Source organism: Streptomyces sp. NPDC088923 (assembly GCF_044749745.1).
In the GTDB taxonomy this organism is placed as follows: Bacteria; Actinomycetota; Actinomycetes; order Streptomycetales; family Streptomycetaceae; genus Streptomyces.
Genome location: NZ_JBIVIO010000001.1, coordinates 992558 through 1005508, shown reverse-complemented (window position 1 = coordinate 1005508; position 12951 = coordinate 992558). Strand labels below are relative to the sequence as shown.

The following is a 12951-nucleotide window of genomic DNA, read 5'->3' as shown; positions in this document are numbered from 1 at the left end:
GTCGCACCCATGACGGAGAACCCAGATCCCGCCCTGGTCCGGGCGGCCACCGAGCTCGCCGCGCGACTCGGCACGGACGACAACCACACGGTCGCGGCGGCGGCCCGCGACGCCGAAGGACGCGTCGTCACCGGCGTGAACGTGTACCACTTCACCGGCGGCCCCTGCGCCGAACTCGTCGTGCTCGGCGCCGCCGTGGCAAAGGGGGCGGGGCCACTCGTACGGATCGTCGCCGTCGGTGACCGCGGGCGCGGAGTGCTGCCGCCGTGCGGCCGCTGCCGGCAGGCGCTGCTCGACCTGTGGCCGGGGATCGAGGTGCTCGTGCCGGGGGACGGGGGCGGGGTGCGTGGCGTGCCGGTACGCGAATTGCTCCCTCACACATACGTATGGGCGGAACACCAGGAGCACCGCCCCTCGTAGGCATCGCCGTTTCCGACCCCTCGCCCGGGGAAACTCCCGGCGAGAAACGGAGCCGCTCCGAGGCCGCCGCCCACCGCGCCGTCAGCCGCACGGCACGGTGGCGCGGCCACCTCGCGACATCCGCACACTTCTCCCACACCTCCCGCGCTTCGGCCGCCCTCGCGACCGGGCGCCGCCTCCCGCGACACGCCCGCCCCGCCGAGGACACATGGCGCGAAAGGGGTGTCTTCGCGCCTCGTACGCGCCGCGCGGAATCCCCGCACCACCCCGCTCCCCCCTCTCCCGCCCGCTCCGGCCGCCCACCTGCGGCCTTCCGCCCCCACCACGCGACACACGGCACCGCACCGCGCCGCCAGGCGTGGGCCATGACCGGACGCGGCGCGACGGGCGAATCGAAAACGTCCCGAACAACTCTCCGTCACCGCGCCCGCTCTTCCCCAAAACCCAGCCGAATGCCCTTTTCCCCGGCGGCGAAACCCCCGGGAAGATTGTCGGCCGCACGAACCGGCGGGTACAGTCGCGGCCAGTTCCGCCCGGGGATCTCTATTCCCAGCCCTGCCGTCGAGGCGAAAGAGATGTTGGTGAACGACCGTCACCCCTCGGGGACCAGTTCCCCGGTCTCGCCCCCCGGTTCCGCCCCCACCGTGTACGCGGAGTATTCGGGGCCCGAGGGGGACGGAGCGGGGCACGGCGGTGAGTACGACTGGGGCACGCAGACCCCGGACCCGTACGCCTCGCAGTCCTCGTACGCCTCGCACTCCTCGTACCAGGACCCCGGCGGCTACGCCGCGCAGCCCCAGCCCGCCCCGGCCTACGGCGGTTACCCGCAGGACGGCGGCACGGGCCCCGGCACGGACGGCGCGGGCTTCGCCGCGTACGGCGGCTACGACCCGTACGCCACGGGCTCCTACGACACGGGCACGTACGCCCCCGGCGCCTTCACCCCCGGCACGCACGACAGCGGGCAGTGGCAGTTCCCCGCCGAGACGAGCGCGTACACCGCCGATCCGTACGCCGTACCGCAGCCCCCCGCCTACGACTACGGCTACCCTGCCTACGAGGGCGGGCACGCCTACCCCGCCGAGACCTACGCCAACTCCCCCTGGAACGGGGACGGTTACGACAGCGGCCCGCTCCCTCACCTGCCCGGAGCGATGCCCGCGCAGGGCGGCGCGTCCGAGGGGCTGGGCCACTCGGGCGCCGACACCGGCACGTACGACGCCTCCGCGTGGAACGCGGCGGCGCCCGGCCACCCCGACCTGAGCACGCCTCCGCACGGCACCCCGTTCCTCGCCCCGCCCGCCGCCGAGGCGCGCGAGGACACCCCCGAGCCCCCGGCGAGCGACACGGGCGAACTCCCCGTCGTCGGAGCCGACACGCTCCCCGTCGTCGGAGCCGACGCGCCTGCGCACGAGCCGGGCGAGCAGGCCGAGGCGGCGCGCGGGCGCGGCAGACGCCGCCCCGCCAAGCGCTCGGCGCTCCTCACCATCGCCGTGCCCTCCGCCTGCGTCATGGGCGTCGCGGGTGTCGCCGCCGCCTCGGTCGGCGACTTCGGCGGCGACAGCGCCAACGCCAATACGGCGAGCGCCCCGTCCTCGCCCGTCAAGGCCGCCGCCGCGAACAACAAGCTCGACACCCAGCTCGCCGACCTCTCCCGCGCCGCCGACGACGTCGCCGACCGCGCGAGCCGCACCCAGGAGCGCATCGACCTCAAGGCGAAGAAGGAGGCGCAGCACAAAGCCGCCGTCGCCGAGGCCGCGCGCAAGGAGCGCGAGCGCCCCAAGTTCGTCCTCCCCGTCACACAGCGCGGCCTCAGCGCCTACTTCGGGCAGGCGGGCGTCAACTGGATGTCGCAGCACACCGGCATCGACTTCCCCGTCGCCTACGGCACGCCCGTCATGGCCGCGACCGACGGGACCGTGCGGAGCCAGTGGAACAGCGCGTACGGCAACATGGCGATCCTCACCGCCAAGGACGGCACGCAGACCTGGTACTGCCACCTCTCCAGCACGACGCTCCCGAGCGGCACGGCGGTGAAGGCCGGCCAGGTGATCGCCCACTCGGGAAACTCCGGCAACTCGACCGGCCCGCACATGCACTTCGAGGTACGCCCCGGCGCCGGCGCGGCGATCGACCCCCTGCCCTGGCTGCGAAGCCACGGCCTCGACCCGACGTAGACAGCCGGCGACCAAGAGGCGCGGCACCCGAATCCAGCCCCTGCGGCGCTTGAGGAGCGGGGCGTGGGGCGGAGCCCCACACTCCCCCGCAGACACGGCCCCCCGCGCTACAACTTCTCAACCGGCGCATACCGCAACAACAACCGCTTCGGCTTCTCCCCCCCGAAGTCAACCGTCGCCTCCGCGTTGCTCCCCGCCCCCTTCACCCCGACAACCGTCCCCAGCCCGAACTGGTCATGGGTGACCCGGTCCCCGATCGCGAGAGCGACCACCGGCTTCTCCTCCGCCCGCCGCGTCGCGAACGCGGGCGCGCCGCGCCGGGCGCGCGAGGAGGAGAGCGAGGCGGCGATCCCGGCGGCCGGACCCGCCGCGACCTTCGCGGGCGCCGCGCCCGTCCGCTTCCACTCCAGGTGGTCGGCGGGGATCTCCTCCAGGAAGCGCGACGGCGGGTTGTACTGCGGCTGGCCCCACGCGCTGCGCAGCGTGGAGCGGGTGAGGTAGAGCCGTTCGCGGGCGCGCGTGATGCCCACGTACGCGAGCCGCCGCTCCTCCTCCAGCTCCTTGACCTGCCCGAGCGCCCGCATGTGCGGGAAGACGCCGTCCTCCATGCCGGTGAGGAAGACGACGGGGAATTCGAGGCCCTTGGCGGTGTGCAGCGTCATCAGCGTGATGACTCCGTCGCCGTCCTCCTCGTCGGGGATCTGGTCGGAGTCGGCGACGAGCGCGACCTTCTCCAGGAACTCCGCGAGCGTCCCCGTACCCTCCTCGTCACTCCGTTCCTGCTCGAACTCCAGCGCCACGGAGGCGAGTTCCTGCAGGTTCTCGATGCGGGTCTCGTCCTGCGGGTCGGTCGAGGCCTGCAACTCGGCCAGGTACCCGGTCCGTTCGAGAACAGCCTCCAGGACGACCGCGGGGCCCGCGCCGGATTCGACGATCGTGCGCAGCTCCTCCATCAGCGTGTTGAACCGCTTGATCGCGTTCGCGGAGCGGGCCGCCATGCCGTACGCCTCGTCGACGCGCTGGAGCGCCTGCGGGAACGTGATCCGCTCGCGCTGCGAGAGCGCGTCGATCATCGCCTCGGAGCGCTCCCCGATGCCGCGCTTGGGCACGTTGAGGATGCGGCGCAGGGGCACGCTGTCCTCGGGGTTGGCGAGGACGCGCAGGTAGGCGAGGACGTCGCGGACCTCGCGGCGCTCGTAGAAGCGGACGCCGCCGACGACCTTGTACGGCAGGCCGACGCGGATGAAGACCTCTTCGAAGACACGGGACTGCGCGTTCGTCCGGTAGAAGACGGCGACGTCTCCCGGCTTCGCGTCGCGCGCATCGGTCAGCCGGTCGATCTCGTCGGCGACGAACTGCGCCTCGTCGTGTTCGGTGTCGGCGACGTAGCCGGTGATCTTCGGGCCGTTGCCCGCCTCGGTCCACAGGTTCTTCGGGCGGCGGTTCTCGTTGCGCTCGATGACGGCGTTGGCGGCGGAGAGGATCGTCTGCGTGGAGCGGTAGTTCTGCTCCAGGAGGATCGTCGTCGCGTTCGGGTAATCCTCCTCGAACTGGAGGATGTTGCGGATCGTGGCGCCGCGGAAGGCGTAGATCGACTGGTCCGCGTCACCCACGACGCACAGCTCGGCGGGCTCGGGCGCCGGGCCGCCGTCGTACCCCGCACCCCCGTCGGCGGGCCCGACCAGCTCCTTGACCAGCGTGTACTGCGCGTGGTTGGTGTCCTGGTACTCGTCGACGAGGACGTGCCGGAAGCGGCGGCGGTAGTGCTCGGCGACGTCGGGGAACGCCTGGAGGAGGTGGACCGTCGTCATGATGATGTCGTCGAAGTCCAGCGCGTTCGCCTCGCGCAGGCGCGCCTGGTACATCGTGTACGCCTGCGACAACGTCTTCTCGAAAGCCCCCGCGGCCTCGCCCGCGACCTCGTCGGCGTACGCCTCGGAGTCGATCAGCTCGTTCTTGAGGTTCGAGATCTTCGCCGTGAACGACTTCGGCGGGAAGCGCTTGGGGTCGAGGTCCAGGTCCCGGCAGACGAGCGCCATGAGCCGCTTGGAGTCGGCGGCGTCGTAGATCGAGAAGGAGGAGGTGAAGCCGAGCTTCTTCGACTCGCGGCGCAGGATGCGCACGCAGGCGCTGTGGAAGGTCGAGACCCACATCGCCCCGGCACGCGGCCCGACGAGCTGCTCGACGCGCTCCTTCATCTCGCCCGCGGCCTTGTTCGTGAAGGTGATCGCGAGGATCGCGCCCGGGTGCACACCGCGCTGACCGAGCAGGTACGCGATGCGGTGCGTGAGCACACGGGTCTTGCCCGAGCCCGCGCCCGCGACGATGAGCAGCGGCGAGCCACTGTGCACGACGGCGGCGGCCTGCTCCGGGTTGAGCCCGGTGAGCAGCGCCGCCGGGTCGATCACGGGGCGTGGCGCGCCGTCCCGGTAATGGGCGTCCCGGGGTGGGGGCGCGTCGAACTTCCCGCCGAACAGGTCGGCCGGGATCTCCTCGGCCGGGACCCCGTCCTCGGGGGGCGGAGGGGGCTCCTCCTCGCCCGATGCCGGGGAGGAGGCCATGTCCGCCAGGAAGCTGTCGTCAAAGAGGCTGCTCATCGCCTCCCGAGTCTAGGCGGCCCCACCGACAACCGGGGGCGGTCGGGGGATCGGGGTGGGGAGGAGGGTGAGGAGTGAGGGAGGAGGGCGCGGGGTTGGGGGGGGCGCGCGGGGTGAGGGATGCGGACTGGCGGGGCGGGCTCGCGCGGGCGGGGGCGGGCGGGCCGTGCGGGCCGTGCGGGGGGTCGACCAGCGCGGGAGCGGGCCGTGGCGGGGCGGACCAGGGCGGGAGCGAACGTGGCGGGCGGGCCTGGCAGGGACGGGAGCGGACCGTGGCGGCGGGCCTGGCACGGGCGGGCGGATCACCACGGGTGGACCGGCCGAAAATCTATCGGGCATATCGCCTGCGGTCCTTCCCCCGCGCCCCCCGCCTTGGCTAACGTGCCGGGCGCGACCCCCACCGCCTGCCCGACCGAAAGGAGCGTGCGGCGTGACGTCGAGCGTGCCCCCCACTTCCGAGGTGCCCCCGCGCGCCGCCGCCCCCCGCGTCCCCGCCCGCCGGACCCCCGCACACCGCAAGCCCCGCCGCGCGAACCCCGCCCTGGCCCGTACCGGCTTCGGCGTGACGACCGCCGCCCTCACCTCCGTCGTCCTGCTCGCCCCGCAGGCCGGCGCCGATCCGGCCGCCGCCCGGCCCTCGGTCGAGGACGTCCAGCGCAAGGTCGACAGCCTCTACCGCGAGGCCGGGACCGCCACGCAGAAGTACAACGCGGCCAAGGAGCGCACCGACCAGCAGCGCACGCAGGCCAACGGCCTGATCGACGCGCTCGCCTCCTCCACCGAGGACCTCAACCACTCCCGCGAGGACCTCGCCCGCTACGCCGCCGCGCAGTACCGCGACGCCAGCGGCGGCTTCGCCGGCACCGCCACGATGCTCCTCGCCGACGACCCGCAGAGCTTCTTCGACCAGAAGTACGTGCTCGACCGCCTCGCCGCCGACCAGCACACGAAGGTACGGGAGTTCCGCGACCAGCAGGCCGCCACGGCCCGTAAGCGCACCGAGGCCCAGGAGAGCCTGAACCAGCTCACCGCCGCACAGCAGGACCTGCGCACGAGCAAGACCGAGGTGCAGGGCAAGCTCACCGAGGCCCGCGAACTCCTCACCCGCCTGACCGCTGAGGAGAAGGCCCGCCTCGCCGAACTCGAACGCCGCAAGGAGGCGGAGGCGAAGAAGAAGGCGCAGGAGGCGGCTGCCCGGCAGAAGAAGAAGGCCGCGGCGGAGCAGGCCGCGGCCGCCGAGGCCGCCAAGAAGGGCCCGGCCACGACGGACGGCGGCACGGGGACGAGCGCGGGCACGGGGACGAGCGCGGGCACGGGGACGAGTGCGGGCACGGGGACAGGTACGAGTACGGGCGCCGCTTCCGGCTCGTACACCGCGAAGGCCGAGAAGGCGATCGCCTTCGCCCGCGCCCAGATGGGCAAGCCGTACGTGTGGGGCGCGACGGGTCCAGGCTCGTACGACTGCTCCGGACTCACCCAGGCCGCCTGGAAGGCCGCGGGGATCGACCTGCCGCGCACAACCTGGGACCAGGTCGAGGTCGGCACGCGCGTCAGCGTCGACAACGCCGTCCCCGGCGACCTCGTCTTCTTCTACGACGACATCAGCCACGTCGGCCTCTACATCGGCAACGGCGAGATGATCCACGCCCCCAAGCCGGGCGCCTCGGTCCGCGTCGAGTCCATCTACTACATGCCGGTCTACGGAGTCGTCCGCCCCGCCTGACCGGCCGCCCGGTACCGGCCGAAGGCCTCCCGCCCGTCCGGCACGAAGTCCGCACCGCGCACCGCCTCGCACATCTCGGCCTCCGTGAGCCAGCCGCACCAGGCGACCTCGGCAGGATCGGCCACGAGTGCCCCGGTGACCAGCACCTCGTGCAGCCCGAGCCAGTACGGACTCAGCCCGCTCCGGCACAGGTACCTGACCACAGGCCGCGGCACCGCATCGACCCCCAGCTCCTCCACGAGCTCCCGCGCCGCGGCGTCCTGGTGCCCCTCCCCCACCGCCACGGCGCCCCCGACCACACAGTCGTACAGCCCCGGGAACCGGTCGAGCCCCTCAGCCCGCCGGTGCACGAGATACCGCCCCCCGGCATCACGGCACACACTCCCCCCAATCCGGTGCAACCACCGCCGCCGCACCGCCTCGCCCCGCTCGACCACCCCCACGACGCGGTCGTACTCGTCCACCCGCTCGACCAACTCGGCCGAGGCCCCGCCGTCGTCACGGCCACGGTCGCGGTCCCGGTCGCGGTCCCGGTCCGGGTCCCGGTCACGCGGCGAGGTCAACGGCACAACTCCCCGACCGAGCAGTGAGGCCGTATCCACCCAATCGGCGCGAAACAGCCAAAAGCCCCGAAGCCGAGCGCGGAGGGGAACTCACGGTCCACGGCGAGAAGACCGTTTGTGGGACCGTCCGTGAGGCGGGAGCCCGGGGGCGGTCGTCCGTGGGGCGGTCGCTCGAGGTGCGGTCGTCCGTGGGGCGGTCGCTCGAGGTGCGGTCGTCCGTAGGGCGGCCGCCCGTGCGGAGGTCGTCAGCGGTCATGGCGCGAGCGTACGGACCGCCACTGACAGCCGGTCGCGTCTCAGTGCCAGGTGACCGCGATGAAGATGTTGGCGAGGGTGAGCGCACCCACCACGCCGAAGAGCGGCTTCGGGACGCGCTCGTCGTCGCGCTTCACGTACACGAGCGCCAGGATCACAATGAGGAACGCGAGTTTGATGCCGATCTTCGTGTTGTTGAGCGAGTAGCCCTGAGCCTGGTTGAGACCGACGAGGACCGCCCCGGTCACGAGCATCGTGAGCGCGCCATGCAGCATCGCGGGCGTGAACCGGGCCGTACCGGCGCCCATCGCCTTCATCTGCGTGAGGAACCCGCCGAGCAGCGCGCCGATCCCGATGATGTGCAGGCCCACGAAGACATTGATGAGGACGTCCATGACGGCGAGCCTATGCGGACCCCCCGGAGCACTCGCGGCCGGGTGGAACGCACCCCCCACACACAAGCCGGCCCCGACGCGAGGGGGCCATGCGCGAACCACCGCAGAATGCCGCCGCGCCCGTCCCCTCGCTCGCCCCAGCAGGTCGCTCGCCCTGGCAAGGCTCCGTTCGCCAGCCCGCGAGTCGGCCAGCAGGGCGTCGGTTCGCGTCGGTCCTTCGGCGGTCAGACGAGGCGGCGGGCGGCGGCCCAGCGGGTCAGCTCGTGCCGGTTGGAGAGCTGGAGCTTGCGCAGCACCGCGCTCACGTGCGACTCGACCGTCTTCACCGAAATGAACAGTTCCTTGGCGATCTCCTTGTACGAGTGGCCGCGCGCGATGAGCCGCAGCACATCGCGTTCACGCTGGGTGAGCTTGTCAAGTTCCTCGTCGATCGGCGGGACCGTGTTGTTCGAGAAGGCGTCGAGCACGAAGCCCGCGAGCCGCGGCGAGAAAACGGCGTCGCCCTCCTTCACACGATGGATCGCCGCGACGAGCTCGGTGCCGTTGATCGCCTTGGTGACATAGCCACGCGAGCCCGCCCGGATGACTCCGATGACGTCCTCGGCGGCGTCCGAGACCGAGAGCGCGAGGAACCTGACCGGCCGCTCGATGTCCGTGACGAGGTCCACGCACCGCTGGAGGACCGAGAGCCCTCCACCGCCCGGCAGATGCACGTCGAGCAGCACCACATCGGGCATCAGCTCACGCACGCCCCGCACCGCCGCGTCCGCGTCGGCGGCCTCCCCGACCACCGTGACACCGTGCTCCCCTGGATGATCGATCTCCGCCCGTACCCCCGCGCGAAACATCCGGTGATCGTCCACGAGCAAGACGCGCACCACACCCGCGTCCCGTTCCTGGCCGGGGCCCGTCTCCGTCGGTTCACTCATCCCGCAGCCTTTCCATCTCCAGTTCCACCACTGTTCCCCCGCCCGGCGCCGGACGGATCTTCGCCCGTCCTCCGTTGCGCCGCATCCGGCCGATGACCGACTCCCGGACCCCCATGCGGTCCGCCGGCACCGCCTCCGGGTCGAAGCCGGGACCGTGGTCCCGCACGGAGACGAATACCTGCCCCGCCTCCGCCTCCGCGTACACCTGCACCTCGCCGCCGCCACCGTACTTGGCGGCGTTGACCATGGCCTCCCGCGCGGCCTGCATCATCGCGGAGAGCGCCTCGTCGAGTTCACTGTCCCCGACGATGACGACCTCCAGCGGCACACCGTGCTTGTCCTCCACTTCGGCTGCCACCTTGCGCACGGCGTCGGCGAGCCGCGTCGGCTCCTCCGCGTCCCGCCCGCTCCCCTCCGGGCGCCGCAACCACTCGCGCAGGTCCCGCTCCTGGGCCCGGGCCAGCCGCCGTACCTCCTGTGGTCGTTCGGCATGACGCTGGATCAGGGTGAGCGTGTGCAGGACGGAGTCGTGGACGTGCGCCGCGACCTCGGCGCGCTCCTGCGCCCTGATCCGCATAAGGCGCTCCTCGGAGAGGTCCTGGGTCATCCGGATGAGGTACGGACCGACGAGGAGGACAAGGCCCACGAGGACGGCGAGAGCCGCCTGGAAGGCCGAGCCGAGGTGCTGCGCCGAACCCTGGAGCACGATGATCACGGAGACGCCCGTGCCGACGAGTACGACGCCGGCGGCCGCACGCAGCACGTTGAGGGTGCGGCGCCGGCTGCCGATCTCGACCCAACGGGCACGCCGGGCGTTGTCCGCCTGCCGCCACACGAGCGCGACGCCCGCACCGACGAGGACACCGGGGACGAGATAGCCGCGCGCCGTCTCCCCGATGTCCGTCCGCGCGGCGTAGGCGAGCGCGACGATCAGCATCAGGGCCAGGGCGATCAGCTGGCCCCGGTCCCGCGCGGTGCTCTTCGCGACCCGCGCAAGCCAGGGGACCCGGTCGCGCGTCCCGGCTTCGCCGGTCTCGCCGACTCCCCCGACGCCGAGCGGAACGAAGAACCAGAAGGCGGCGTAGAGGAGGGCACCGAGCCCGTTGACGAGGAGCAGACCGATGAAGGCGGCGCGCACCCAGAAGACAGGCAGCCCGAGGTGTCCGGCGAGACCCCGCGCCACTCCTCCCAGCAGGCGACCCTCACCGCTGCGATAGAGCTTGCGCGGAGGCCGGTCCGGTGCGCTGGGTACCGAGGTGGCTTCCGACATGCTTCGATCCTCACACGCGGAAACACGCCTGACATCAGGGTTCTCCCCTAGAACAACCCTGAGATCTCCCCTAGAAGCGGCAGAAATCAGCACCCCGCCACCGGGGCATCCATCTCCGTTGCACTGGGGAGGAGTTGACACCCTCCAACCCCTTCGGCCAAGCGGCGCCGCGAAGGGGGCCGTATCAGGGTCGTCTCAGGGTTTCTTTCAGGGTGATCCCTGATGCCCGAGGGGGTTCCGGGCCGTCACCATGAACCCATGACAGATTCCCGGACCGGCGCTCAGCCGCCGCCCCCGCCCACCGAGGCGGGAGGGTCACCGCCTTTCTGGCAGGGGTTCCGCCGCGACCGCCGGCACAAGGTGCTGGGCGGCGTGTGCGCGGGCCTGGGCCGACAGTGCGGAGTCGACCCGGTGATCTTCCGCGTCGTGCTCTCGGTCCTGGCCGTCGCGGGGGGCATCGGGCTGATCGTGTACGGCGTCGTATGGCTCGTCCTCCCCTTCGACGACGGGGAGGAGAGCGAGGGCCGCCGAATGCTCACCGGCCAGGTCGCCGGGCCCGGACTCGCCGCGCTGCTCTCCGTCCTGGTCGGCTGCGGTGTCTTCCTCTCGACGCTCGGGGACGGTGACGTCCTCTTCTTCTCCGCCCTGGTGCTCGTCCTCACGGCGGGCGCGGGGTACTGGTCGCGGCGACGCGAGGGCGCGGCCGGGCACGACGCCCCGACCGAGCGTGTCGCGGCGGACGCACCACCGGAGACGCAGGCTCCGCCGGTGCGAATGGCGCCGGCTTGGTGGCGTGAGCAGGCGCCGACGCCCGCGGAGGAGGCGCTCGCCGCGCGCGTGTACCTGTGGGGGCCGCCTGAATACGCCCCCGACGTGTACGTCTCGCTCACGAAGGACGACGGGACAGCGACGAGCGATACGGAGACGCCGCGAACGGGCGGGGACGACCGCCGGGGACCAGCCGGGCCCAAGCCCCCGGAGAAGCCGGGCGACGCCGGCCCGCGTGCGCGACGGTACGGGATCGGAGGCTGGACGTTCCTGGCCGCGCTCATCGCGGGTGTCGCCGGAGCGGCGTCCACGTGGGAGGGCGAACCACTGAGGTCCAGCCTCGTGCTCGGTCTCTCGCTGGCCCTCGCGGTGTTCGGGATCGGGCTCGCGGTGGGGGCCTTCGTGGGACGGATCGGCGGCGGCACGGTCGTCCTCGCCCTGATCACTTGCGGGCTCCTCGCCGCCTCGGCGGTGCTCCCGAAGGACATCACGACACAGTGGGAGACGGCGGACTGGCGGCCCACCTCGGTCGCCGGGGTTCGCGCCGAGTACCGCGTGGGAACGGGCACGGCCTCGCTCGACCTGCGGGACGTGCCCTTCGGAAAGGACGACACGGTGCGCACTGACGTCGAGGTCAAAGCGGGCCGGCTCGAAGTGCTCGTCCCCGCGGGCACGACGGTGGAGCTGCGCTCCGACATCGGCTTCGGCGGTCTGCGCCTGCCGGACTACGCGAGGGACCGCGTCCACGGCGCCGTCGATGAGCAACGGACCCGGACACTCCCAGCCCGCAAAGGCGCCCCGGGCGAGGGGACCCTCGTACTGCGGGCACGGGTGGAACTGGGAGAGCTGGTGGTGAACCGTGCGCACTGATTTTCGCCCCGCGCGGCTCGTACTGGGCCTGGCCTTCCTGCTCGCCGCCGGGCTCTACCTCGCGGACCTCGCGGGCAATAACGACATTCCGTGGTGGACGGTACTGCCGCTCGCCGGCGGCGCCCTGATCCTCGCGACAGTGGCGGGCCTGCTCGGGTACGGAGTACGGCGCGCCCGGTCGCGCCGCGCGGACCCGGCGGACGACCCACCACCGGCGGGCTGAACGCGGGGGCGGCTCAGCGCTTCCACGTGTTGCCGAAGCCGCCGTGGCGGAAGACGGCCCTGCGACGACCGGAGCGGAAGGAGTCGAAGGAGAAGTACGGGGCCCCGGCGAGCAAAAGCGGGAGCCAGGCCATGAGGTAGACGAGGTCGTTGCCGTAGTAGTAGGGCGTGGCCGACCAGCTCACCGTGAGCCACAAGCAGAGCGAGATCACCGCGCCACCGAGAGCGGCGACGCGGCCGAAGACGCCGAGGAGGGTGCCAAGACCGACGAGGAGTTCCCCGATGGCGAGCGCGTAGCCGAAGCCGACCGGGCTGTGCAGAGCGAGATCAACGAGTGCAGGTACGCCGGCGCTCCCCTTCACGGACCGCAGGAGGTCTCCGAGCGAACCGTTGCCCGAAGACGAGAGGAAGGCGCTGTCGGTGAGCTTGTCGATACCGGCGTAGACGAAGGTGACGCCGAGGAACACCCGCAGCGGAAGGAGGGAGTACCGCCCGAGCCGCGCCCGCAGGCCGCCGTCCGGCAGATTGCCCACCCCGCCACCGGGGCCGGACGGGAGCAGGGGAGTACCGGAGGTCATCGGTTCGCCGCCTTTCGGAGGGGACACGGGAGGAAACAGAAGGGTGACCGCCGGAACCTCACGCCCCGCAGCCCACCGCGTTCGACCCTACGCACCCATGGGGGACTCTCGACCGGGCGGGGCGGAGGCTGTCCGGCTGCCGGGCGGGCGGAGAGAACGGGGTGGGCGCCCCTCTCGCCCTGGG

At 72.2% G+C, this 12951-nt stretch carries 11 protein-coding genes; 5 read left to right on the top strand and 6 right to left on the bottom strand.

The genetic code is table 11. The features are described from left to right. The first annotated feature begins 9 nt into the window (after window positions 1-9). Together ACIP4O_RS04760 and ACIP4O_RS04755 are read left to right on the top strand one after the other, a co-directional pair. Complete coding sequence (locus ACIP4O_RS04760; protein WP_401571470.1) at window positions 10-420, top strand: cytidine deaminase family protein; 411 nt, start codon at window positions 10-12, stop codon at window positions 418-420. A gap of 575 nt (window positions 421-995) precedes the next feature. Then, the gene (locus ACIP4O_RS04755) at window positions 996-2597 is read left to right on the top strand and encodes a peptidoglycan DD-metalloendopeptidase family protein (protein ID WP_401571468.1); all 1602 of its coding nucleotides are present in this window, start codon (window positions 996-998) and stop codon (window positions 2595-2597) included. Between the two features lie 107 nt (window positions 2598-2704). On the opposite strand, the gene pcrA is transcribed toward ACIP4O_RS04755, so the two are convergent. Beyond that, window positions 2705-5194 carry a DNA helicase PcrA gene (gene pcrA, locus ACIP4O_RS04750; RefSeq protein ID WP_401571465.1) on the bottom strand — a complete coding sequence of 830 codons (2490 nt, stop codon included), beginning with the start codon at window positions 5192-5194 and terminating at the stop codon, window positions 2705-2707. Between the two features lie 430 nt (window positions 5195-5624). Here pcrA and ACIP4O_RS04745 point away from each other — a divergent pair, with 430 nt between their 5' ends. After that, window positions 5625-6917: an NlpC/P60 family protein gene (locus ACIP4O_RS04745; RefSeq protein ID WP_401571462.1), complete on the top strand. Its 1293-nt coding sequence runs from the start codon at window positions 5625-5627 to the stop codon at window positions 6915-6917. Here ACIP4O_RS04745 and ACIP4O_RS04740 read toward each other — a convergent pair. The 4 genes from ACIP4O_RS04740 to ACIP4O_RS04725 all read right to left on the bottom strand — a co-directional run bounded on the left by ACIP4O_RS04740 (window position 6893) and on the right by ACIP4O_RS04725 (window position 10329). Further along, a complete protein-coding gene (locus tag ACIP4O_RS04740) occupies window positions 6893-7393 on the bottom strand; it encodes an NUDIX hydrolase (RefSeq protein ID WP_401573823.1) in 501 nt (166 codons plus the stop codon). The genes ACIP4O_RS04745 and ACIP4O_RS04740 overlap by 25 nt on opposite strands. 383 nt (window positions 7394-7776) lie before the next feature. Then, complete coding sequence (locus ACIP4O_RS04735; protein ID WP_401571459.1) at window positions 7777-8130, bottom strand: hypothetical protein; 354 nt, start codon at window positions 8128-8130, stop codon at window positions 7777-7779. Window positions 8131-8354: 224 nt separating this feature from the next. Beyond that, the gene (locus tag ACIP4O_RS04730; RefSeq protein ID WP_361320481.1) at window positions 8355-9059 is read right to left on the bottom strand and encodes a response regulator transcription factor; all 705 of its coding nucleotides are present in this window, start codon (window positions 9057-9059) and stop codon (window positions 8355-8357) included. Beyond that, the gene (locus tag ACIP4O_RS04725; RefSeq protein WP_401571456.1) at window positions 9052-10329 is read right to left on the bottom strand and encodes a PspC domain-containing protein; all 1278 of its coding nucleotides are present in this window, start codon (window positions 10327-10329) and stop codon (window positions 9052-9054) included. Before ACIP4O_RS04725 ends, ACIP4O_RS04730 begins: the two co-directional genes overlap by 8 nt. A gap of 258 nt (window positions 10330-10587) precedes the next feature. On the opposite strand from ACIP4O_RS04725, the gene ACIP4O_RS04720 reads away from it, so the two are divergent. After that, entirely contained in the window at window positions 10588-11967 is a 1380-nt protein-coding gene (locus ACIP4O_RS04720) for a PspC domain-containing protein (protein WP_401571454.1), read from the top strand. Then, window positions 11957-12190: a hypothetical protein gene (locus ACIP4O_RS04715; protein ID WP_401571451.1), complete on the top strand. Its 234-nt coding sequence runs from the start codon at window positions 11957-11959 to the stop codon at window positions 12188-12190. Before ACIP4O_RS04720 ends, ACIP4O_RS04715 begins: the two co-directional genes overlap by 11 nt. A 13-nt stretch (window positions 12191-12203) precedes the next feature. Here the strand turns inward: ACIP4O_RS04715 and ACIP4O_RS04710 are convergent, their stop codons facing one another. Continuing rightward, window positions 12204-12767, bottom strand: a complete 564-nt coding sequence (locus ACIP4O_RS04710; RefSeq protein WP_401571448.1) for a DoxX family membrane protein — start codon at window positions 12765-12767, stop codon at window positions 12204-12206. Window positions 12768-12951 lie beyond the last annotated feature (184 nt).

Coding starts and splice junctions, on each gene's coding strand:
- ACIP4O_RS04760 (WP_401571470.1), top strand. CDS start 10: ATGACGGAGAACCCAGATCCCGCCCTGGTCCGGGCGGCCACCGAGCTC.
- ACIP4O_RS04755 (WP_401571468.1), top strand. CDS start 996: ATGTTGGTGAACGACCGTCACCCCTCGGGGACCAGTTCCCCGGTCTCG.
- pcrA (WP_401571465.1), bottom strand. CDS start 5,194: ATGAGCAGCCTCTTTGACGACAGCTTCCTGGCGGACATGGCCTCCTCC.
- ACIP4O_RS04735 (WP_401571459.1), bottom strand. CDS start 8,130: ATGGACGTCCTCATCAATGTCTTCGTGGGCCTGCACATCATCGGGATC.
- ACIP4O_RS04730 (WP_361320481.1), bottom strand. CDS start 9,059: ATGAGTGAACCGACGGAGACGGGCCCCGGCCAGGAACGGGACGCGGGT.
- ACIP4O_RS04725 (WP_401571456.1), bottom strand. CDS start 10,329: ATGTCGGAAGCCACCTCGGTACCCAGCGCACCGGACCGGCCTCCGCGC.
- ACIP4O_RS04720 (WP_401571454.1), top strand. CDS start 10,588: ATGACAGATTCCCGGACCGGCGCTCAGCCGCCGCCCCCGCCCACCGAG.
- ACIP4O_RS04710 (WP_401571448.1), bottom strand. CDS start 12,767: ATGACCTCCGGTACTCCCCTGCTCCCGTCCGGCCCCGGTGGCGGGGTG.